The 20,254-nt window shown below is 55.8% G+C and carries 23 protein-coding genes; 10 read left to right on the forward strand and 13 right to left on the reverse strand.

Features of this window, described 5'->3' with window-relative positions:
• Positions 1–67 precede the first annotated feature (67 nt).
• Positions 68–1,468: a phospholipase D family protein gene (locus OHD62_RS19435; protein ID WP_263784979.1), complete on the reverse strand. Its 1,401-nt coding sequence runs from the start codon at positions 1,466–1,468 to the stop codon at positions 68–70.
• Between the two features lie 820 nt (positions 1,469–2,288).
• On the opposite strand from OHD62_RS19435, the gene OHD62_RS19440 reads away from it, so the two are divergent.
• Both OHD62_RS19440 and OHD62_RS19445 read left to right on the forward strand, forming a co-directional pair.
• Positions 2,289–2,594 (forward strand): hypothetical protein, encoded by a 306-nt coding sequence (locus tag OHD62_RS19440; protein ID WP_263784980.1) that lies wholly within the window; start codon positions 2,289–2,291, stop codon positions 2,592–2,594.
• Between the two features lie 339 nt (positions 2,595–2,933).
• Positions 2,934–3,164 (forward strand): hypothetical protein, encoded by a 231-nt coding sequence (locus tag OHD62_RS19445; protein WP_318528639.1) that lies wholly within the window; start codon positions 2,934–2,936, stop codon positions 3,162–3,164.
• A gap of 168 nt (positions 3,165–3,332) precedes the next feature.
• Here OHD62_RS19445 and OHD62_RS19450 read toward each other — a convergent pair whose 3' ends face one another.
• The gene (locus OHD62_RS19450; RefSeq protein WP_263784982.1) at positions 3,333–3,626 is read right to left on the reverse strand and encodes a hypothetical protein; all 294 of its coding nucleotides are present in this window, start codon (positions 3,624–3,626) and stop codon (positions 3,333–3,335) included.
• 99 nt (positions 3,627–3,725) lie between these two features.
• Between OHD62_RS19450 and OHD62_RS19455 the strand changes: the two genes are divergently transcribed.
• The 3 genes from OHD62_RS19455 (at position 3,726) to OHD62_RS19465 (ending at position 5,444) form a co-directional block, all read left to right on the forward strand.
• The gene (locus OHD62_RS19455) at positions 3,726–4,310 is read left to right on the forward strand and encodes a hypothetical protein (protein ID WP_263784984.1); all 585 of its coding nucleotides are present in this window, start codon (positions 3,726–3,728) and stop codon (positions 4,308–4,310) included.
• A 14-nt stretch (positions 4,311–4,324) separates the two neighbouring features.
• Entirely contained in the window at positions 4,325–5,017 is a 693-nt protein-coding gene (locus tag OHD62_RS19460) for an SOS response-associated peptidase (protein ID WP_263784987.1), read from the forward strand.
• 181 nt (positions 5,018–5,198) lie between these two features.
• Entirely contained in the window at positions 5,199–5,444 is a 246-nt protein-coding gene (locus OHD62_RS19465) for a hypothetical protein (protein ID WP_263784989.1), read from the forward strand.
• Positions 5,445–5,450: 6 nt separating this feature from the next.
• On the opposite strand, the gene OHD62_RS19470 is transcribed toward OHD62_RS19465, so the two are convergent.
• The 3 genes from OHD62_RS19470 to OHD62_RS19480 all read right to left on the reverse strand — a co-directional run bounded on the left by OHD62_RS19470 (position 5,451) and on the right by OHD62_RS19480 (position 7,935).
• Positions 5,451–5,708 carry a hypothetical protein gene (locus tag OHD62_RS19470; protein WP_263784991.1) on the reverse strand — a complete coding sequence of 86 codons (258 nt, stop codon included), beginning with the start codon at positions 5,706–5,708 and terminating at the stop codon, positions 5,451–5,453.
• Between the two features lie 260 nt (positions 5,709–5,968).
• Entirely contained in the window at positions 5,969–6,268 is a 300-nt protein-coding gene (locus tag OHD62_RS19475; protein WP_263784993.1) for a DUF1236 domain-containing protein, read from the reverse strand.
• Positions 6,269–7,464: 1,196 nt separating this feature from the next.
• Complete coding sequence (locus OHD62_RS19480; protein WP_263784994.1) at positions 7,465–7,935, reverse strand: Hsp20 family protein; 471 nt, start codon at positions 7,933–7,935, stop codon at positions 7,465–7,467.
• Between the two features lie 576 nt (positions 7,936–8,511).
• On the opposite strand from OHD62_RS19480, the gene OHD62_RS19485 reads away from it, so the two are divergent.
• From OHD62_RS19485 to OHD62_RS19495, 3 genes are all read left to right on the forward strand, one after another.
• Complete coding sequence (locus OHD62_RS19485) at positions 8,512–8,700, forward strand: DUF3606 domain-containing protein (protein ID WP_263784996.1); 189 nt, start codon at positions 8,512–8,514, stop codon at positions 8,698–8,700.
• 127 nt (positions 8,701–8,827) lie between these two features.
• On the forward strand, positions 8,828–9,136 hold the full coding sequence (locus OHD62_RS19490; RefSeq protein ID WP_318528640.1) for a DUF768 domain-containing protein: 309 nt from the start codon (positions 8,828–8,830) through the stop codon (positions 9,134–9,136).
• Positions 9,137–9,415: 279 nt separating this feature from the next.
• Positions 9,416–10,243: a Ku protein gene (locus OHD62_RS19495; RefSeq protein WP_263784998.1), complete on the forward strand. Its 828-nt coding sequence runs from the start codon at positions 9,416–9,418 to the stop codon at positions 10,241–10,243.
• Positions 10,244–10,256: 13 nt separating this feature from the next.
• Here OHD62_RS19495 and OHD62_RS19500 read toward each other — a convergent pair whose 3' ends face one another.
• Complete coding sequence (locus OHD62_RS19500) at positions 10,257–10,478, reverse strand: hypothetical protein (protein ID WP_263784999.1); 222 nt, start codon at positions 10,476–10,478, stop codon at positions 10,257–10,259.
• 113 nt (positions 10,479–10,591) lie between these two features.
• Here OHD62_RS19500 and OHD62_RS19505 point away from each other — a divergent pair, with 113 nt between their 5' ends.
• The gene (locus OHD62_RS19505; protein ID WP_263785001.1) at positions 10,592–10,864 is read left to right on the forward strand and encodes a hypothetical protein; all 273 of its coding nucleotides are present in this window, start codon (positions 10,592–10,594) and stop codon (positions 10,862–10,864) included.
• Between the two features lie 171 nt (positions 10,865–11,035).
• Here OHD62_RS19505 and OHD62_RS19510 read toward each other — a convergent pair whose 3' ends face one another.
• From OHD62_RS19510 to OHD62_RS19520, 3 genes are all read right to left on the reverse strand, one after another.
• A complete protein-coding gene (locus OHD62_RS19510; protein WP_263785004.1) occupies positions 11,036–11,245 on the reverse strand; it encodes a hypothetical protein in 210 nt (69 codons plus the stop codon).
• Between the two features lie 734 nt (positions 11,246–11,979).
• Positions 11,980–12,474 carry a ferritin-like domain-containing protein gene (locus OHD62_RS19515; RefSeq protein ID WP_263785006.1) on the reverse strand — a complete coding sequence of 165 codons (495 nt, stop codon included), beginning with the start codon at positions 12,472–12,474 and terminating at the stop codon, positions 11,980–11,982.
• A gap of 461 nt (positions 12,475–12,935) precedes the next feature.
• Positions 12,936–13,607: a hypothetical protein gene (locus tag OHD62_RS19520; RefSeq protein ID WP_263785008.1), complete on the reverse strand. Its 672-nt coding sequence runs from the start codon at positions 13,605–13,607 to the stop codon at positions 12,936–12,938.
• 1,263 nt (positions 13,608–14,870) lie between these two features.
• On the opposite strand from OHD62_RS19520, the gene OHD62_RS19525 reads away from it, so the two are divergent.
• Positions 14,871–15,269 carry a hypothetical protein gene (locus OHD62_RS19525; RefSeq protein WP_263785009.1) on the forward strand — a complete coding sequence of 133 codons (399 nt, stop codon included), beginning with the start codon at positions 14,871–14,873 and terminating at the stop codon, positions 15,267–15,269.
• A gap of 4 nt (positions 15,270–15,273) precedes the next feature.
• Here OHD62_RS19525 and OHD62_RS19530 read toward each other — a convergent pair whose 3' ends face one another.
• The 4 genes from OHD62_RS19530 to OHD62_RS19545 form a co-directional block, all read right to left on the reverse strand.
• Positions 15,274–16,308 carry a hypothetical protein gene (locus tag OHD62_RS19530; RefSeq protein ID WP_263785012.1) on the reverse strand — a complete coding sequence of 345 codons (1,035 nt, stop codon included), beginning with the start codon at positions 16,306–16,308 and terminating at the stop codon, positions 15,274–15,276.
• Positions 16,309–17,005: 697 nt separating this feature from the next.
• Positions 17,006–17,752 (reverse strand): NYN domain-containing protein, encoded by a 747-nt coding sequence (locus OHD62_RS19535; RefSeq protein WP_263785014.1) that lies wholly within the window; start codon positions 17,750–17,752, stop codon positions 17,006–17,008.
• Positions 17,753–17,817: 65 nt separating this feature from the next.
• A complete protein-coding gene (locus OHD62_RS19540) occupies positions 17,818–18,150 on the reverse strand; it encodes a hypothetical protein (protein ID WP_263785017.1) in 333 nt (110 codons plus the stop codon).
• A 128-nt stretch (positions 18,151–18,278) separates the two neighbouring features.
• Positions 18,279–20,072: a site-specific integrase gene (locus tag OHD62_RS19545; RefSeq protein ID WP_263785019.1), complete on the reverse strand. Its 1,794-nt coding sequence runs from the start codon at positions 20,070–20,072 to the stop codon at positions 18,279–18,281.
• Between the last annotated feature and the right edge of the window lie 182 nt (positions 20,073–20,254).

Consider the following 20,254-nt stretch of genomic DNA (forward strand, 5'->3'; position numbering starts at 1 on the left):
CGAGTGCGGATCATCGTAGAGCACCGCTGGCGATCCTAGCTGAACTTCAGGAAGCGCTGGGTGCCGGCTACAGCTGAGACTCGATGGGAAGATGGCGGACCAAGGCCGCCAGGACACGACGAAAAATTCCGGCTTCCGGTTCTCTGGTATAGTCTTGGAGTTCACCCTCGTCGCATCCATGCCAGTGCAGAACGTTGTCTTTCAGCTCAAGCCGGTAACTGGTTTCAGCCGATATCTCAGTTTGAAATCGGCGTTGAAGTTCAGCCACCAATTCCTGATCCTCAAAGAGCACACCCATCTCCGAATTCAAAGACACCGAGCGCGGGTCAAAATTGAAGGAACCGACGAATCCGATCTTGTCGTCAACGGTGAAGGCTTTCGTGTGCAGACTGGCACCCTTGGACCCAAATACCGAAATCGACGGTTGACGCGTGAAGGGTTGGAGCTCGAAAAGTTTTACGCCATTCCTCAGCAGTCGCTTGCGATAGTTTGCATAGGCGCCATGAACCGCTGCGACATCTGTGGCTGCCAGGGAATTGGTCAGAACTGAAACATCAACCCTATTGCTGACGAGTTCCGACAAGATTGCGGAGCCCCTCCTACCAGGGATGAAATAAGGAGATACGATTTCGAGACGGCGCCGCGCAGACTGAATGATGGGGCGTAACTCCTTCATCAGCCAACTGCGACGTCTCCAACCGCGCACCTTCTCTGGAGGATCGGAAATTACGCGCACACGGTCCACCCAATGGACGTCGTTGCTTGCTGCAATGAACTCGGTGACTGAAGCATGATCACCAATGCCGCTCAGAAGAGTCGAGGCAGCTTCAGGGTCAATCCCCTCGAAGAAGTTAACGTGCTCGTTCTTGGCGTCCGAACCAAGTGCACTGATCGGTTTGGCTTCCTCACAAGCCCAGAAGGCCTCGAATATTTGAGCGGTTTGCTGGACGGCAGGTCCAAGGAGCAGCACGTCGAGGTCGCGAAAATTTGTTTGTGCGGCATCGAAATAGGCATCGCCAACATTCCGCCCCCCAACGATTGCGATGTTGTCGTCTGCGATCCAGGCCTTGTTGTGCATCCGCCGGGTCAGCGCAAAAAGGCGCAGCAGAACTTCCACACCGCGCACGATGCTGCGTTGTCTAATGCCACTAGGATTGAACAACTTGAGTTCAATGTTCGGATGATTGCCCAATGCCAGATATGAAGAATCATTTTTGCGGGGATTTACGTCGTCCAGGAGCATCCGCACTCGCACGCCGCGCTCTGCGGCCTGGAAAACCTCGTGAAGAAGCATGCGACCCGTGTGATCGTCATGCCAAAGGTAATACATTAGGTCGAGGCTGCGAACGGCGCCTCTAGCCGCCAGAACGCGCACGGCGAACGCGTCATAATTGTCAGGCACCAGCAGCAAGCCGCTCTTGCCTACTTTTATGTTATCATCCGCACTCCGCGAAACGGATACATCCATTTATCGACTACCTCGGACGGCGTGCGATGCCGCGTTGACTCAAATCACAGCAAGAACCTTTCACTTTGGTTCTGGTTGCATGTGAGATGTCTAATCCCCTGATGCAGGTCCAATCGGGCCTTGATTGGCAGATGATCAGAGGCGATCCGCGAAGGCCCGAAGCATCGCGGTTTATGAATTGTTTTGGTGGATGAGCGGGGCGGCAAGACGCCATGGGTCTCACCCTCCGAGATGTGTCATTGGCAGGATCAAGCAGAAGCTGACAGGCGGCTGAGAATCCGCGGGGCAGCCCGGTGTCGCGAGCCTCCCCGGCCATCATGTTTATCGGCGGTCGTCTGGCCGGGATCTGCTTGTCGCGCCTTCTCGAAGGCGGCATCAAAGCGGAAGATGCCTTACGTACCCCCGCCGCAAAAACCCGGTTTGGGCACAGGCGGCTACAAGGTCTGGAGCAAAGTAGGGGGAAGGAAAATAAGCACGGTCCTTGTAGTTCACGGCACATGGTCGGCTGCTTGGGCATGAAGAAAAATGCGCGGCCGGCTGCGTGATCGCGGACATGAGTTGAGAACTCCTACGCTGACCCAGCCACACCTGGCCGGCCATTTTCCCGTGAAGCTTCTTTTGTTGGCAGCCGTCCGCACTTTCGATCGAAATGAGCGCTCTGGCGCAAACGGAAAAAACCGAAAAAAGTTTCAAGGTTTACTCAGAAATATTTTGCTCGGTTTTGGCCCGTTCCGCGCAAAGCCCGGAACCTTGATCCCTTCCTGTCGTTTTGAAAATGATCGTTGCTTGAACGGTCTCAAGGCAACAGGAGGACTACATTATGAACATCAAGATGATCTGCTTCAGCGCCATGGCGCTTTCGATGGTTGCGGGCTCGGCCCTCGCCGCTGGGGATACAGGCACGTCGGCACTCGACGATCCGGCCAAGATGCAGCCCTTCTATACAGACTCCAGCATGAAGACGATGGTCGGTAGCGACGATTTCGTGAAGGCCTGGAAGGCGCTGTCACCTGAGGATCAGGCCGCAATGATGACGGCCTGCGAGGACGAGGCGAAGGACGCCAACGCAGCCAAGGCCCATCCGGAGTTCTGCAGCAGCGTCAAGCAGAATGGCGGCAGCAAGTAGGCAGCATTACACTGCGTAAAAAACGGTCCCTTGCGGGGCCGTTTTTTGCAAGACGGCGTTGTATCGCGACTGCGAGCCGCGCTAGTAGGCAAGGGGCACTAGACGCACTTCCGCGATCACGCCATTTCGTATTACGCCCATCCCTCTACTTTTCACGATTGTGGATCCCCAATCCGCACGCCGGCGCCCTACCAAGGATCTACCCCAACGCTCCCCAAGCGGCGCCGGCCACCTTTCACCTCGACTTTTTGATGGAACAACACGCTTGAGACTTGTGCGAAGCATAGGAATATGATCCTCTTAGCCACGGTGCGGCGATCCACTCAAACGGAGATCGCCATGATGGCCAGAACCCAACCTTCCAAGCAACTTTCCCAGGCTGAAATTGAGCGCTTCATGTCGGCTGCGGAAGGGCTTCACAAAAGCATTGTCCAGCCATTGATTTCGCCAAGCTGCGAACACTATCGAGCGCTGCGAGAGGTGCACGAAGCGCTGTTGAAATCGGTGAAGGACATTACCGGCAGGGACGCGGCGTTCATCAAGTGGAATGGGACGGGGCAAGTGAATTAAGGCCCCAGAGGAGCCTTGGCCGGCTTAGTTCATTCTGATGTTTCGTTGGGCGCGCTTCTGCTCAGAATGTGCAGGCCGGCGGTACCTGCCAGTTCGCTGGTCTGGCCCTGCGGCCAACCCACTACCCTGGCCCAGCCGCAGGGCCATGTTGCTGTGCCGGCAATCGGCTTAGCCTCGAAACCGCTCGGTGTGCCAGACGATCCTGCCATCGACCTTCATGGGCTTGTGGATCATCAGTCGCTTTGGAAGGTGCTCGGGGTGCACCTCCAAAAGCGTAATCTTGATCTCGGGCCTGCACCGGCTGCAGTCGAATTTGAGCTTTAACGGATCGACGCCGCCGCCATAGACCATCATCAGATCCGCAGAACGACAGTAGCGCACGTTACCGCAACTGCACTCCGCCTTGACCAGCATATTGTGCCGCGTAGCCTTGCCCAGAGTTTCGATCGGATCGTGTGCCATTCCTTGAAATGAGGAACATATTCCTGTCTCGTCAAGCCGGCCTTGACTCTTTTGTTCTCATTTCGTTCACTGTTGGCAGGATAGCCACAGGAGGCCACCATGGACCTGCTTATGAAAGCCAGCGGCGCAACGCCCGAGGAAAAGCAGAGAGGGATTGACGCGGCCAAGGCCGTGCTTGACCGCGCCGGAATAGCGGCCGAGGACGCCGCCAGCGGCGCGTTTGCCGTCGAAGGCTGGGACGACATGGGATTCCCGGAAGACGAGGAGCCATCGGAAACAGAATATAAGGCGGCCGACGTCTGGTACGAGGCGAACAATGCCGCGCTGGACGCGTGCTGTGCGGGCTGGCCGGCAGCGAAGCGCCTGCAGGCGGCTGGATTGGAATTGCTCGACAATCCAGAGGAGCAGCTCGCGGATCGCGAGACGGCTTTGACAAAACTCCGTGCCATTATCCAAGCAGAAGACGGTCGAAACGAATATTCCGATGACCGCGTTTTCCTGCTTGCCCTTGCAGTGACTGCCGACATGGCCAACGGAACCCAAGCAAGAGATCTCGTCAGCGCGGTGATTGTTGCCTATACGTCGCTGGCGCATGCCGGCTTCGAACCGGATGAGCCTATCGAGCCCAAGCGGCAGGCTGTGTTCGCCGCGATCGATGCATTGGAAAAGGCATCGGCCCCCTAAACTGAGGTGCGAAGATGTGCGGGCGGTTTACTAGATATCTGCCTTGGTCGGAAATCCATCGCCTATATCGGCTGACCGCACCGGCAGAGACCGGTCGCAATGACGCCCCTCGCTATAACATCGCGCCGACCGAGGAGGTGCCATTTATCACCGCTGGTCAAGATGGCGACCACAAGCTCCGGCAGGGCCGTTGGTGGCTGGTGCCGTTCTGGGCGAAGGAACTGCCGAAGTACCCAACCTTCAACGCCAGGTCCGAAGAGGCCGAGACCAAGTCATCATTCCGCGATGCCTTCAAATCGAAGCGCTGCCTCATCCCGGCCGATGGATTTTACGAATGGACGATCTCGCCGGCCGACAAGAAACGCGACCCCTGGCACATCTTCCTACCGGGGCATCAGCCGTTTTCCTTTGCAGGCCTGTGGGCCTACAATTCTGCTCTCGACATAACGAGCTGCACGATCCTGACCGCGCCGGCTCAAATGCCGATGCAGCAGCTCCACGATCGCCAGCCGGTCATACTTGATCCCACGGCCTATGACGCCTGGCTTGATCCGACGACACCGGCGGCCGCCGCAAAACAGTTGCTTGACGTCAACCTGGACGGCCAGTTGGAGTTCTACCGGGTCAGCAGGGACGTCAACGCCTCATCTCGGGAAACCGCACCGAACGATGATGCGCACATGATCGAACCGATTGCCTTGCTATGAGCGACGAGCTCAGGATTCCAAGGCCGGAACACGTCACTGCGCCAGGCGTTCAGCACCATGTCTGCGAGCATCCGGGATGCGGCAAGCATGCTGGCCGGGGTTTCGCAAAGCCGAAGCTGGCGCCGCGCTGGTTTTGCTTCGGGCACCGCGGCGACGGCGAACGCTATTTGTAGGGGGCAGCATGATCAGACAGCCACGACAACTGGGCGATTACTTAGATCGCGAGATCGATTGCCAGGAAGCGATGGAGCCGGGTTTTCAGGCAATCGTTGAATGCATGGTCGAGGCAGGCTGGACGCGCGGCGAGATAATGCGATCGCTTCGCCGCCTCGTAGCCGCCGACAACGTGACCCAGAAACAGAATGCCAAGGTTGAAGCGGAATTAGCGATTGCCCGCGCCATGTTACGCGCCGGAAAATCTCTATAGCTGGCGTTATTTGGGCCTGCGAGCGTCAGCGATGGCATGCATCAGATGGATGCTGTCCACGTCAGGATCGCTTGACTGGGCAACAGCAAGTGCCACTGCGTCCGCCATTCTAGCGACATCATCGCTGCTGATCGTCCCACGCTTTTCCAGCAAATTCAGAAGTTCGACAACCAACAGAAGGGCGTTTACGCCATACCTCTCGGCTTTGAGCTCAAACTCCCCACGCGCCAATTTCTCCGCGTCTGTCTCAGCCCTTTTATCCACGAACGGTCGCCTCCTTGCTACAAACTATCCGCCATAGAGGGCCTAATCTTCGCTGATTTTTCAGGCCGATGATCACACAAAGATGAGAGCTGCCAGCAAACTCACAAGAATGATCGACAGTGGGACGGCAAGCAGGCAGCTCGCCTCCAGTATGATGGTTTGTCGAGAGTCCATTGTGCGCTCCTAACCCCTCCTCGTTCCGGGTTGCCCGCCGCTCTCCTCCGAAGCGGCGGGCTCCCCCCTGCCCGCAAATCGTCAGGTCACTCGATGATCTTGACGATCTTGCGTGTGCCCGGGTCGACGAGGACGGTGCGGTTGTCGACGACGACGTACCGATATTTGACGTTGGGGACTTCATGGAGCTCGACAGTGTCGGGCAGCGGTGAGCCGATATTGAGCTCCACTCCGGGAATCTTCACAGACGCGAGCGGCTGCTTCTTCACATATTCCTTGATGACAGTCTCCTGCTCAGGCGCGATGATCACATCCTGAGCGGCAGCGGCTCCGATACCTGCCAGCAGAAGAAAGCCGGCGGCAGCAGTGGAAAGATGCACTCTCATAATAGTCTCCTTATGGGCCTCTTGCGCTTGGATGACATCATCCTCGCGCCACGCTGAGCCCAACCCGGCACGCTCCTGAACGTTCCTCAACTGGTCTTCAGTCCCAACCTGCATAGGACTTAAGTCTGAGCTGCTGCCCGCAATGGGGTGGACGCCGAGTCTGCGAGGAACCGCCATGACCGATCCCCATTGGTCATTCAAAGGGAGGATCTAATGAACAAGAGCGTTCACCAAGCCCGCTGGTTGCTGGCTCCGATTTTCGTGGTCTCAATCGCCTTCCTGGCGATCGGCATGATCGTTGGTTGAGATGGGACTTTTCCTCGTGGGAATGAATATCTGCGCAGCTCCGACCCTTCCTACGCCGATAGGGAAGTGCCACCCGCCATTTTTCGATTTGGCCGGTGGCACTTCCCTTGCGGTTCCTTTTCGTCGCACGCCTGTACCGAATCGAGGCACTACGGACGGATGGGAGCCCCTGCTCCAACTAGCCCGTGCGGGGGACTGAAATTGTCACGCGCCAAACTAGCTGCGCTTCAGTGCAGATGAAGGCCGAGCGGGCGGGCCGCAATGAACCCGTCACTATAACATCGCGCCGACCGGCGGTCGTCGCTAAGCGATGAACACGCGTTTAAACGACCGCCGATAGCCAGCAGTATCGCCGCCCTCACGCCAGTGCTGGTTCAGCCCAGACAGTCGCACCCCCTCCGCCGCTGTTATGGGGGAGACGGGCTGTTGCCGGGCACGGTGGCGGATCATCGTCGTCGTCCCGACGACGGCGGCGCACCCACGAACTCCATTTGTATGGACGCCGTGCGAAGGGGGCGCGCCGCGACCTGGCAAAGCAATAACGGACCTCTTTGTCTTGCTGCTCGCCGTCCAGAGCCGACAAGGCACGCAAGATGTCGTCAATTATTGCAACCGAGCCGTTGTCCCATTGACGAAGTATCGGGACGCCGGGGATGGCGCGTGCGTCGGAGGCCCATGAGGCGAGTAATGCACGCTTTTCGGCGACGCTCATGTCTGGGTGGTGGAGTATATCGCCAGGGCTCCCGAGCGTCTCCGTTACGCTGAGGGGAACTGCAGGGCCTGACTTGGTTTGGAGAAAATCTTCGGTTTCGGGTGTCATCTCCGTTCTCCGCAATCTGTGCCTCACGGCTGGGGCCGTGAGGCGGGACCGCAGATTTTAGTGTGTGTGGTCAGGCTACCTTGCTTTGTGGCTGAGTATCCTGGCTGATCTGCTTGTTCTGAGAGGCCGGCTTTTCCGTGCTGATGCCAATTCGACGAGGCTTCAATTCCTCGGGAATGTCGCGCACCAGGTCCACAGACAGCAAGCCATTCTCCAGCGTGGCATTCGCCACCTTCACATAGTCTGCCAGCCTGAAGACATGTTTGAAGTTGCGAGTCGCCATACCACGGTGGAGAATTTGCCGGTCGCTATCCTCGGTCTGTTTTTGACCGACCACGATCAGTTCAGGGCCATGCTGTGTGAGCTCGACCTCCTCAGGGGTGAAGCCAGCAATTGCCATGGTGATGCGATAGTCGTTATCACCGGTTTTCTCGATATTGTACGGCGGCCAATCCGTCCGCACGCTGTTATCGAGCAGGTCGAAGAGACGATCAAAGCCGACCGTCGAGCGGTAAAGGGGGGCATAATCCAAGCTTCTCATAGCCATATCCTCCGTAAAGCAACATGGGTTACAAGCAGCGTCGCAGCGTCACTACGACGCCAAGACAGTCGAGCCTAAGCCTCGACGGCAATCGATTTGGCGAGGTCATAAAAAATTTCAAGGGCGCGCCGAAAATTTTTTTGGGAGCCTTCGACAGCCCGGGAATACTCGCGAGATGGAAACTAATCGTCACGTCGTGTGATGGCTTTGTGAAGCTCTGCGAAGTCGGATAAGCCAGCTTCATTATGACAATCTCGCCGTCAATGATGGCGTTGTCGAGCCAGAGCTATTTCGCTGCCCCGACCAGTTCCGATACTTAGCCGTTCAGTTGGCGCCGTTGCGCGTGAAGATGCGAATGTCTGGTCGAAGACCATCTGCGATCGGTAGCCATCCATCGATGGGCTTCGGGAGGTCTCTCCACCAAAGTCGGCAACAAAGGCTCGACGAACTTCAGACGCATGCACCTACTCGTACACCCGCGATTCAATTAGCTCGCACTAAATGGTTCCTACCCCTGAAACAAAGATGCGGGCTGCGCGTTGCGCATCGTCACAATAGTCGAAGGGAGGAAAGGAAGTGGCAGACGACAAGAGCAAGCGCGATTTCCGCGACCGCGACCGGATATCCGGCGACGAGGATTATGAGGTCGAGTACTTTGCCAACAAGGTCGGCATCACGGCTGACCAGGTAAAGGAACTGATTGCCAAGTATGGGAGCGACCGCGAGACTTTGGAACGGGAAGCGAAGGCTCTTCGCGGCCGCTGATGCCCCGCAACACGCATCAGGGGCGGGCTGCACGGCCGGCCGGCCACCAATGAGCGAGAGCATTTCATCCTTTGTTCGGTGGGCGGCCAGTCGATAGACTGCCGCGACCTCGGCCAGGTGTTCCATCATGAGCAGTCCGGGCATGAGCCGTTGCCGAATGACGCCCTGGAACGCTGCAAATCCGTTCGCGCATTTGGCAGGAGCTTTTGCCGTCATGAGCACACTCGTCACCAACTTCGTCCACGAGTGGATTTCCAACAACATTCCCAATACAGCCGGATGCGACGCCATCTCAGTCACCGAGTTGACTGAAAAGCTGTTCGCCGACGCAAAAGCGGTGGGCATCACTAGCTCCGAGGTGGAGGAAGACACCGGTAGAATCTATGCGATGATCTTAGATGCCATCGTGCAGCAGGATGCAGACTGGACATACTAAGGGGACCGATCATCGAACTGTTGCGAGGCTAACCATGAAGCGGGCCTGAAAAAAACTCCTGCATATATCGTCTATGCCCCACCGGTGCCCGGCTTGCCGTTCCTCGCCGTGACGCTGAAAGCGGATGGCAGCGTCAGCGCGAAAAGCTTCGACAGTGCCGAGGAGGCCGCGGCATTCAACAAACAGGCAGCGAGGCCGGCAAAGCACTAGCGTCAGCGTTGAGGAACAAACCGGCTGGACGGCCGTTCAGGCGTCAATGCCATTCAACGAGGTAGATCAATGGTCGCGCCGCGCGCCGCTTGGAAAGGCTTCCTGAAATTCGGTTCTGTTTCATGTGGGGTCAAGGTTGTTGGCGCCACAAGCGAGGCCTCGAAAATTCATTTCAAGATCCTGAATCGCAAGAACGGTTTGCCCGTCAAGAGCGCCTATGTCGACGAAGAAACCGACGAAGTGGTGCCGACTGAGGACCAGGTAAAAGGATTTGAGGTGGAAAAGGACGACTTCATCCAGATCGAGCCTGATGAAGTCAAGAAGCTGAAGCTGACTTCACAGCATACGCTGGAAATCGGAGTATTCGTTCCCCTCAGCGAGGTCGACACCCGCTATCTCGAAAAGCCTTATTATTTGATCCCTGCCGATGGCGCGTCCGTCGAAGCCTTTGAGGTCCTCCGGAAGGCGATGGAGAACAAGGGTGTGGCTGCGCGCTCGTGCATCGTGCTCTATCAGCGCGGTCGCGAGGTTCTCATAGAACCATACGGCAAGGGTATGGTGATGATCGAACTGCGCACTCACAACGAAATGGTGTCCGAAGAAAGCGTCTTCGGAGATCTCAAAAAACAGACCTACGACGAAGAACTGCTGGACATTGCCGGGATGCTCATCGACAAGAAAGTGACAACATTCGACCCGTCGAATTTCGAGGATACATACGAGAACGCGTTGATCGAGATGATCGACGCCAAGCGCAAGGGTAAAAAACCACCGAAGCCGGCGCCGAAACCCAGTGAGAATGTTGTCAACCTGTCGGAGGTTTTGCGGAAGAGCCTTGCAAAGGAGGGCATACAAACCAAAGCCAAAAGAACGGCTAACAAGAAGAGCGCGGCTTGATATGCCAGGCTGGCTATTCCGGAAGTCCACCATCTCTGTGCAGCATGGCTTCAAAAATTACCTCGAACACGTTTCCGACTTCCTCTTCGATCTCGTAAGTCGTGATGCCGCTTTGCTCAGCCTCCTTCGTGACATTGTCCGCAAAATCGCGGATGGCGAAGGGGTCGCTCGTCATTGCGTTGGGCAGATGCTCTGCCATCCATTCGTAGAGGAAGTTGATGCCGCGTGTGGTCATGCGCCAATAAGCTCACCGTCTGCATTAGGTTCCGGGAGCTCTTGACGTTCGACGAGTGAGCGCCAGAATCTTGATATGGCTTGGGAAATTTCTGACTCAACATCGGCGATGAGGTGACGAATACCGTCACCGTGCTGAAAATGGTCGACGACGGCCGCGCCAGCGTCAGCATCCCGTCATATGCTTTCCCCTATCCGATTCAGGCGCCGAAGAAGACGAAGGCCGGCGACGAACTTGAACTAAGGGGCGAGATCACCCGCGTCGATGAGGACGTTCGCCAACTCACGAGCAAGGCCGGCGATCTGATCACCGTGGAAGTGGACGCCATCACCGAATGGAACCCGGCGCCGCGCAAGCGTGCGCCGCTGAGGGACAGTTCAGATTGATATGCGAAAAGCCCGCCGTTCACAGGAAACGACGGGCTCCCGGCGACCGCGAACCGGGTGGGTCTTTTGGCCGCCTGTCGGGGCTTTGCGACGGCTACTACCCGACGCTAGCCAACTTTCCCTTGCTGCTTTTGTTCCGACGTCACCGCAATAAAGCTCAGCATCGGATTTTTACCTGCCGAGCGGCAATTTGGACGCCGAAGCCAGCTCATCCTCGTCGGAGATTCCAGCCTCAAAATTTGCGATTATTCGCGACGCGAGCGCTTCTCTTTGATGCTCGGATTGCCCCTCGAACTTGAGCCGGTCAAAGACGCGGCCCAGCAAGGCAACTTCGGATGGATTGAATACGCCAGCCTCTTCGGCTTTTCGACGAATCGGCATGTAGCCCTCCCACACCAAATACGTTTGCGGAGCTAATCCGACTTGGAGGTTTGCGCAACAGAAAAGCCCGCCACCTGTTGCGGATGACGGGCCTCGCCAACTGAGAGAGAGGGTCGAATTCACTCTCAGCCGGCTGTTGCCCAACGCGTCTCTATAGGGGAGGTTCCGGCTCGCAACCAAAATGCTCCTGCCTCGTTATGCCGCTCGAAATTGGGAGGCGAGCTGTGGGCAAATTTCTTCCGCTCACGGTTACGTTTCTCGATGGCAAAACAATGATGGTCTCTTTGATTTGCGAAGCCGTCAAAGCTCTCCAGCAGCAGTGGCCGAATAATCATGCTGCCGCTTCAGGGACGCCAAGCACCTGATCGCTGAGGCGAAGGAGGGACGGTGCAGGCCACATTGCTTTTGCGGCATTCAAAGCCGTCGCGATCGAGCAGCGGGTGCTACAGCCGATGAAACCGAGCACCGCGCTCAACATGTTTCGAAGATTCGGTAACATGAAGTCAGCCGCTATCCGGCCGGGGCTAGACTGAAAAACCTCCCGGACGGTACCGCGTTCTTTGCCGATAACATTTGAAACCTGCCAACGTCGTTGTTTGTGAGAATGGACCGTCGACAGTAGCGTGCCGCGTGATGGCGAAGTCAAAAGGTTTGACTTCGCCTGCCTTCTTGATTGCAGGGTCCAGAGCTCACTGCAATCCCTGCAAGCACGCCGATGGAGTGCTGGCATGGCACTAAGCCGCTTTTGCGGCCGCCGAGGTTTTGTTGATCGATGTCACCGCCAAATTTGTCAGCTTATTGTTAGTCGCCTTCTCCTGATCAAGGATCTCACTCAGGAGCTTATGGGCTTGATCGTGGCCAAGGTCTTTCGCCCATTCACGAAGCGATCCATACCTCGAAATCTCGTAGTGTTCGACGGCTTGGCACGCTGCCAACAGGCCAGCGTTGAGAGCGGTCCCGGAGGCTTCTTCTATAAGACCATCCGCTTCCTTGATCAGTCCCTCGATCGCGTCGCACTTTTGTCCGGCCGCTCTCTTGCCTATCGATCTAAAGACCTCCTCCAGTTTCCTGATTTGGTCCTTGGTCTCTTCAAGGTGCTCCTCAACCGCCTTCTTCAACTTCGCATCCGTCGCCGCCCTAGCCACCTTGGGCAGCGCCTTAGTAATGGCATTTTCGGCAAAGTAGACGTCTTCAAGCGTGTGCTCGAATATTTCAGCCAGGGTCTTCATGATAACTCCTCCAAGCCGGGAATGGCTTGGAGAAGAATGAAGTCGGCTGCCCTTGGTTCCTCGGCCAGTTTCCCTGAAGTTGTCGAAAAATCGGCTGCAGGATCGCCTTCGTTGCCCGCGCCTTTTAGGATTATCCGCAATAAGTGTAAGTGAACGAGCGCCTCATCCCGATTTCGGAAACCCGCACACAAGCTGGCCCGCCAGAACACAGCGTTATCAGGCGACCGGTCGCATTGGCGGCAGCTTTGAACGCCGAGGGGGGACAATGCCATGAGACGCGGTGACCGTACTCCCGTGTGGCGGTGGAAGCGGCTGCAAAGGGTCTACAGCCTCGGAGCCTGTTCAACCATGCCGTAAGAAAAGCCGCAAATACCGCGATACCTACGACACGGAGGGGCATAGAATGCCCCTCCGTCAACGGGTGCGCTAAGAAGCGGCGCACCCGTTGAAACTGTCAGACATTAAGCCAGCGGCGCACCTCCAGGTGCTTGGCGAGAGCAGTTGGCATCCTGTCTGCTGTCGCCAGCACCTTCCGCCCGAATTTCAGCTTCGATTTTCCTAAGTTTCGTAAGGCGATCCTGAATCTCATACCTGGCATCTACGAGCCCAAACGTTTCCTCTGTCATAGGTTTTTGGGCCAGTTCCTCGATCTTTGCGTCTATCCGTTTTCTTAGGTCCCAAAGTTCTCTATCCGCAGCTTCGGCTTCCTCAAGGGTCTCAATGTCATCGAGATCAACTTCGTTGATCTCGTGCGCGAGGACTCCGCCTGCTTCATAGCAAGAAAAGAACTCGCTAGCGACCCAACGAAGATGATCTGCGTGTCGTCTCTCATGCGCCGGCAGCGCATCTGCCTTCCATCTCAAAATATCAGAAATCAGGAACGATATACTCCCCAGACGAGTTTCTTTGGTCATTTTCGGGGAGAAGAAGACCACAATCTCCTCATAATTGTTCATACTATTTTTAATCTTTGGATTTGCTTCTATGTAATGATCCACGTCATGGCCCGGGAGGTTTAAAGGCGCGTGGTCGGCGCTAGCTGACTCCGATCCCGATTCTTCATCGGATCCGACCTTTTGCAACTGATCCAACACGCCCTGAACATCGGCCCGTGTAAGTTTGTCTTCATGCATTTGTTTGCTCCATTCGAACGAGTACCTTGCTCACTCGGATATAGCGAAATCAGCAACGGATCGCATAAAGGACGAATCGATTCGCGTCCGTTCCAAATACAAGTAGGTGCCTTCGACGCCGCGGAATCTGAGGGTCCGATAGTGAACCCGGCGTGCCTGTGACACGCTTCAACGCCGGTGGGTGGCGACGAAATTAGGCGGTCCAAGCAAAACGATGGTGCCATTTCCGCGCGCCAATTTATCGTCGGCAGGACTACCATATCCTTGTTCACACCTATTCAACCTTCCCTCGCTCAGCGAGGTCGAACACCGCTTCCTGCATCTCTATGCCCACGCGGCGACGCTGGATATGGATTTACCAACCCTTCCAGTTTGTATCCGTATACGTCCAGGATAGGTATTTGCCCTTAGCCTGCCCACCTTTCCCAGCTCGGCGCAGATTCGCAATTTGCCGGATGGCTAATGTTTGAAAATAGTATTGGGAATGTCAAAGGCGTTACTGCTCTTGCCTCTCTTTGGGCATGGAATGGCCCTGAGATGCGGCAGCGGATCGTATTTTGCACCATCCTGCCTAAGACCATCTTAGGTTTACCTCTTTGCAAAAATGGGGTTTTCGGCCTCTGCAGGTATACTCCGTGGAAACATGCGGTAATTCCCGTCATATTTGCCCAATCAAAGTATACAGACCGAGTTCTCTCGCCGGCAACCAATCGGACGTGTTGAGTGCTTGAGAGTGCCGTATCAGGGGCTCAGGTTGACATGGGCGGCAACTGCTTAATCGTCGATCGGCCCCCCTCCTCCCACGGAGAGCGGTGGTCTCGGAGAAAAATTGGCCGGGGCAACAGAAGGCATCCCCATCGCGGAAATTAAAAAACCCTAGGACTTCGATGGTTCCCCGCAATGGAATTGGCTGGGGACCGAATGTGATTGGTTCCTAGCCGATCCAGAGGAGCGGTAAGCGTCGACCTCCCCGGCAATCAGATGCTCACAACATTCACTGGATATCGCGTCCCGTGCCTTGCTGCGCCGACGCGGCCAATCCCAAGAAGCGTTCGGCCTACGCTCAGAGACAAACGACTTGATGATCGATCGCGCACGTTCTGAGCAGCGCAATCAGTCCGGCGTGCGTAACCAGGCTTAACGTCCAACATCCCGGTTAATGTGGCGCTCGACATCCCTCACTCCTGAGACAAGGCCCCTTTCTTGCAAAGCTATAGCTCACTCAGAAGCAAACTGAGCTTTTGTTCGAGAAAGGAAACGACAATGTTTGGAAGAGCAGAACCCGGGTCGAGAAGCAATCTGGCGGTCTTCATCGAGAAGCATGCTAAACTATCGAACCTCGACTACACCGATCTCGGGATCATGGCTGGATACTCCAACGCTAACATGATCCACGCATTCATCGAAGACCAGGCAAAGCTGCCACTCGACCGGGTCCCAGCCCTCGCGTATGCACTAGGATGCGATGGCTCCCAGCTGCTGGGACTGTGCCTCGAACGTCATTTCAAGCCGGAGATGTTGTCTCGGGTGCGTCTGCTGTTCGTCAAGGATATCACCGCTAACGAACGGGCATGGCTGGCAGCGCTTCAAGAGGCATCAGGAGAGCCGGATCCGGAGGTCACTGAAGAACGCTCTGCCAGGCTGAAGAAGATCTTCACATGAGTTTCTAGGGACACTGGGCGGGTTTGTCGGCCTGGCGCCTACGATCAGGGCCTGCCTGACGTGATCGCTCGTGGAAGTCGGCACGAGCAATCTCGCGCATTCCGCGGGAGATAAAAGTGATCTTGTCGATTCCCAGTTCATGGCAGATCTTGCGCCGAGTTTTCCGCAGATACGCATGCCATCCGGCCGGGTAATAAAGTTCCCTAAAAACGCACTGTCTAGAACCTGCCTTGCCGTGGATCTTGCCTGCCGCAGCGACAAGCGCTCTTTTCAGCTCGTTCAGACTCGACGGGTCGTATGAGCTATCCACAACGGCACCGTGAACATGAAGCCTACCCGCAGGCGAAATTTCGAAACGAATAGAGTAGGCAGCAGCTAAGCCAGCTTTGCCCAACTCTCGATTGATGTATGTCGATAGAAGCCGCGCCGGATCCTTGCTGGCTCTCAGAGTGATCTCTCTCTCCTTAGACAGGTTCAACGTGAGAGCGATGCCTTGACGTCGTCCAGCCGCCTCTATCGTCGCCACGAACCGGTCTTCTGCGCTCAATCGCTCCCAGGTGGTTCTACGAGGGTTGAGGCGTGAGGAGAGTCTGCTGCGATCACTATTACGGTTCTTAAGGGAACTAGCTCGTATCAACGGTGCAGATATGGGTGCAACTGGACAAGCTTTCGGATCATTGCCGCTAACCCCCTGTGGTGGCTGATGTTCCTCGGGTCGACGGCTAGTGTCTGCTGTCGCAAAACCGTTGACGGCAGCTGTCGCGGTTTTGTCGTCGCCGTTTCCTGAGCCTGGTGCAATTCTGCTTTGCAATTCGAGTTCGTCCACAATAGCATCGAACTGCGCAAGAGCGGCTACGTCGTCACTGTGCAGGGGGGCGCTTGGAGCCGGAAAGAGCGAAGCCACTTCAAACGGAACAGGATGCCCATAGGCGCGACTGACACGCAGTTGCTGGATGAATCCTGCTCTATGCTCATCTGGCGACCGCTCTCGCGCCGGTCGGACATCGGGGGATGGAGAATGTGAGCTGTCGGTTTCCATGGCCTTCTCGAATAAAAGGGGATGAGGTAAGCCTCTAGGCTTTCGCGTGGCAATATAGCGGAAGCTGGATCGGACGGCAGGTAAGACAGTAGATGTATCTACGCCGATTTTGAGTTGGTTACCCGACAGCTTGATGGCAATCTCGCGTCCAACACCATCACGACGACGCGCTAGAATCAGATGCCAAGACCTCAGAAGCGGGATAGCCGATACTACAAACGACGCCTCGAACAAGAGCACCCTGCAATCAATGCGGACCTTCTTGCGGGTGTCTACACATCGGTTCGACAGGCGGCTATTGTCGCGGGCCTGGTAAAACCCCCAACGAGGCTGGGCGCGTTGAAGGCAGCGTGGAAGAACGCGTCAAAGAGCGACCAAAAAGCATTCCTCTCCTGGGCCCGAATGCAGAATGCGGCGTCGGCAGGATCCAAGTCATGCTCAGCCGACGGCTACCTGCTTACCTGGGCTCATGCCAGGATCCAAGAAATCATGAAGAGGCGGGGGATCACTCAAAGGGCGGTCAGACTCGAGCTCGGCTTCGGCACATACGACACGTCACTTTGGACTGCCTTGAGGAAGCCGCCAGGCAAATCAAAGATTGCTCCGAAACTGATCCTGGCTCTCGATCGATGGCTCGAGGTCAACCGAAAGGTCTAACGTAGACGCATCTACCAACTCGCCATGGGGGTAGTGCCATTCAGGCTCTTATCACGCCAGGACTGCGTGCAACCTTCCGTCTGAACCGGATACGAGGTCCGCCGTCGTGCTGGAGATCAATCGCGAATTCCTTTGTTCGCTGGACGAGGCTGAGCAGGTTGCGATGCCCATATGTCCGCGGATCGAAGTCCGCTCGAAACCTTCGCAGGAGTTGTTCAACGTCCTGGAGCAAAGCCCATCCCTCTTGGGTTTGCGCGTGCATAAGCGCCCTTCGAACAACGCCGGCGGCTTGGGCTACGGGCACCAAAACTTTGGCATTGGGGGGCATTGACGCTGAAACGTCTCTCGCAGGAAGATTCTCGAGATAAATAAAGCGTCTGCACGCCTGCCTAAAACGCTCGGGTGTGTCAGCCCTTCCGAACCCATAGAGCGCGATACCTCGCTCCCGGATCCGGACCGCGAGAGGCGAAAAATCACTGTCGCTTGAAACCAGGCAGATCCCGTCGAGTGTGGTGTCGCTCAATAGCTCCATTGCATCCACGACAAGGGCAATGTCGGCAGAGTTCTTTCCACTGCCCGCCCTGAAGTGTTGTCGTGGAACAACCGCATGACGTGCAAACGCCGCTGCCCAGGCAGTGGACCATAGACCGGTGAAATCGCCATACGACCGCCTCACACTGGCATAACCGATGGTGGCCACCTCCTCAAAGATTCGGTCCGCAAAGCGCGCCGGAATATTTTCGGCGTCAATCAACACCGCTACGCTAGGAAGGGACTCACCGTCCATTAAGAGACTCTTTAGTGGACATAGGGATTCAGCGGACCTGGGCTTGAGCCGACTACGGACTTATCTCAACGTCGGTGCACCGCTCGCAAGGCCTTCACCCAACCACACTCATTTGGGTTGCGCTCATTTATGCTAAGCTGGCAGATATCGTAGATAAGATCAGACTTAAAATACTGTTGAAATGCGAGAAAGAAGAGATGAATAGCATCTACCCTTAGTGCTGTGGCCAGTGCCGGAATCCAATTAAAAGGCACTTCGACTCTCCCACTGATGACCAAATCGAGCGTATGCACACTGATGCCCGTTTGCTCCTCGATATCCTTTAGACTCTGGTTCGTGGATTTAACATTCTCTTTAATAAAAATTGCGACCGGCGTTTTTCCATAGCTTGAACCCATTTCCTATTCTCCACAACTAATGCGTCATGATTCTATATAATATAGTCATATTCGCTTATAAGCAATATTTTGACATCGATGATATCTGTTAGCCTTTTAGCCTTTTAGCCTTTTAGCCTTGTCGCTTTTTATTCTGCTATATGGAGGTGCGACAGATCAAGCGCTGGGTAGCTAATCGATTTCACCAGATCGACGCGCAGCTTAAGGGTGCCTTCCCGCCTTTTCCCATATTTGCTGGTCTGCGTCCGCTTCTCATGGCCGACGATGGTTTCAATCTCATTGTCCATGAAACCGGCAGTCCGAAGCTGATCTACGACAGTGTGACGAAGGCTGTAGGTAACGATTTTCTTGCTGGTCTTAACCCCGATGTCAGACAAGTAACGATTGAATTCACGCGAGAACTGCGCAGCAATCTGGCCTTCCTTCGGTATCTCGACTTCAGGAAACATCTGCTTTTCACCGGCAGCGGCCATACGTTTGCAGTGCCCCACAAAGCCGATACGGATCAATTCAGGGTGGATTGGCACAACGCGCTTGGAGTTCTGGTTTTTGGTCCTCTTGTTCTCGCCCTCGTCGTTGATGTCCATGATCCAAACATTATCATCCTGCCGAATATCGGCGGTGTGAAGCTGCGCAATTTCTGCGGGTCGAGCGCCGCTAAAGGCCATGATCAGCGGTATCCAGAAACGATGATCGCGCACCGCGACGTTGCCGGACTTGTCGAGATCGCGCCATTCCGCGCTTTTGCAAGTCCTGAACAGCGGCGACGTGAACAGGGCTGTCAGAGCTTCGTCGGTGAACGTGTCGCGCTCGTTCGTCGGGCCGTTCTTCTTCGGCAGCATGTCGACGACGGGGTTGGCGTCGAGATAGTCATTCTTCGCCAGCCACCGGCAGAAGCCGCCAAGGCTCGCGAGGTAGCGCCGGAGCGTATTTCGGGTAAGGGTCGGCTTGGGCTTCGCCAAGGTCTTGTTCTTGGCGACAACTTCACGGATGCTCAAATCCTTGAACGCGGCGGTTTCGGTCGCCTTCACCGGCCATTCGGCGAGAACTTCCTTCCACTCGCGAACCATGCGCTTGTCGATCTTGGACACCCGGACGCGCGGTCCAACAAGGTCCGCGAAATGCTGCACGTCACGGCGCGCTTGTGTGAACGTCTCAGGCCGGATGTTATTCGGGTTCTCCGCCTCATACTTGGCGAAGACCTGCATAATCCCCTCCCCAGCCGAGCCTATAGGTTCCGGCCGGTTTACCGGCTCGACAACAATCGGGTCTTTCGGGATGCCGGAGAAGTCGCCCTGGTCGCGCTCAAGGGTGCGCTGCAAGCCTTCAACCTCTGCCCGTATCATGAGGGCGCAAAGCTCGCGGTGTTCATCGGAGCCGATGCCAATCAGCAAGCGGTTGCGGGAAATGAAGTCCAGAACGGCAGCTTCAATTATTGTGGTGTTGCCAGACGCTAGCGCGGATTTAAGGCCTGTGAGGCGGCGGGCGCGATTGTTCGCGTCATCTGTGCGCGCCCGCAACATAAGTTCAAACTCGGTGAAGGCGTTGATCATGCCGATGAAATCGGCAGAACTGATCTCGCCCTTGTCGATGCGTCGAAACAGTCGCTGCTCTTCCGCCTCAATATCGGTAGGCGTCGGCATCGCGCGACGCTTTTGCTCATCGAGAGCTAGGATCGCTTCATAGTGGTCCCATACCGCAACGGCCTTGTCGTCGGAGGTGAGTTCACGGCGACGGCGCATATCGTCAAAGGTTGCCACCCACTGATTTAAGACGGTGGGCTGTCGGCGCTTCGCCTCTTCGCGGTCCTTTGTGCGAAGCGAAACCCACTTTTGTTTCTGCCCATTCATGGCCGAGATTAAATCAGTCGGAACATGGACTAGAGCGTAGTAGACGGCCTTGCGCCGGTGCAGTTTGTTCATTTGAGAGATACCCCACCCAGGTGCATAACATTAGCACCTTTCGTTAGCACCTCTTCTATCACCAACCCTATGAATCACAACATCTTTTTGCGATTTCAATGACTTAACAGTGCCGAAAAGTGGCTTTGCTTAAATTCCAGGTTCCCCAGCCAAATATTTTCTTCAATAAAAACAAGTATTTA

Source organism: Mesorhizobium sp. YC-39, assembly GCF_025753795.1.
Classification (GTDB): domain Bacteria; phylum Pseudomonadota; class Alphaproteobacteria; order Rhizobiales; family Rhizobiaceae; genus Mesorhizobium.

Bases quoted from the DNA above. Each gene is read 5' to 3' on its own strand.
- OHD62_RS19465 (WP_263784989.1), top strand. From the start codon at position 5,199: ATGATCAGACAGCCACGACAACTGGGCGATTACTTAGATCGCGAGATC.
- OHD62_RS19545 (WP_263785019.1), bottom strand. From the start codon at position 20,072: ATGAACAAACTGCACCGGCGCAAGGCCGTCTACTACGCTCTAGTCCAT.
- OHD62_RS19500 (WP_263784999.1), bottom strand. From the start codon at position 10,478: ATGACCACACGCGGCATCAACTTCCTCTACGAATGGATGGCAGAGCAT.
- OHD62_RS19460 (WP_263784987.1), top strand. From the start codon at position 4,325: ATGTGCGGGCGGTTTACTAGATATCTGCCTTGGTCGGAAATCCATCGC.
- OHD62_RS19510 (WP_263785004.1), bottom strand. From the start codon at position 11,245: ATGCCGATTCGTCGAAAAGCCGAAGAGGCTGGCGTATTCAATCCATCC.
- OHD62_RS19530 (WP_263785012.1), bottom strand. From the start codon at position 16,308: ATGGAAACCGACAGCTCACATTCTCCATCCCCCGATGTCCGACCGGCG.
- OHD62_RS19495 (WP_263784998.1), top strand. From the start codon at position 9,416: ATGGTCGCGCCGCGCGCCGCTTGGAAAGGCTTCCTGAAATTCGGTTCT.
- OHD62_RS19455 (WP_263784984.1), top strand. From the start codon at position 3,726: ATGGACCTGCTTATGAAAGCCAGCGGCGCAACGCCCGAGGAAAAGCAG.
- OHD62_RS19475 (WP_263784993.1), bottom strand. From the start codon at position 6,268: ATGAGAGTGCATCTTTCCACTGCTGCCGCCGGCTTTCTTCTGCTGGCA.
- OHD62_RS19540 (WP_263785017.1), bottom strand. From the start codon at position 18,150: ATGGGTTCAAGCTATGGAAAAACGCCGGTCGCAATTTTTATTAAAGAG.
- OHD62_RS19520 (WP_263785008.1), bottom strand. From the start codon at position 13,607: ATGCATGAAGACAAACTTACACGGGCCGATGTTCAGGGCGTGTTGGAT.
- OHD62_RS19515 (WP_263785006.1), bottom strand. From the start codon at position 12,474: ATGAAGACCCTGGCTGAAATATTCGAGCACACGCTTGAAGACGTCTAC.
- OHD62_RS19525 (WP_263785009.1), top strand. From the start codon at position 14,871: ATGTTTGGAAGAGCAGAACCCGGGTCGAGAAGCAATCTGGCGGTCTTC.
- OHD62_RS19435 (WP_263784979.1), bottom strand. From the start codon at position 1,468: ATGGATGTATCCGTTTCGCGGAGTGCGGATGATAACATAAAAGTAGGC.
- OHD62_RS19535 (WP_263785014.1), bottom strand. From the start codon at position 17,752: ATGGACGGTGAGTCCCTTCCTAGCGTAGCGGTGTTGATTGACGCCGAA.
- OHD62_RS19440 (WP_263784980.1), top strand. From the start codon at position 2,289: ATGAACATCAAGATGATCTGCTTCAGCGCCATGGCGCTTTCGATGGTT.
- OHD62_RS19480 (WP_263784994.1), bottom strand. From the start codon at position 7,935: ATGAGAAGCTTGGATTATGCCCCCCTTTACCGCTCGACGGTCGGCTTT.
- OHD62_RS19450 (WP_263784982.1), bottom strand. From the start codon at position 3,626: ATGGCACACGATCCGATCGAAACTCTGGGCAAGGCTACGCGGCACAAT.
- OHD62_RS19490 (WP_318528640.1), top strand. From the start codon at position 8,828: ATGAGCAGTCCGGGCATGAGCCGTTGCCGAATGACGCCCTGGAACGCT.
- OHD62_RS19445 (WP_318528639.1), top strand. From the start codon at position 2,934: ATGATGGCCAGAACCCAACCTTCCAAGCAACTTTCCCAGGCTGAAATT.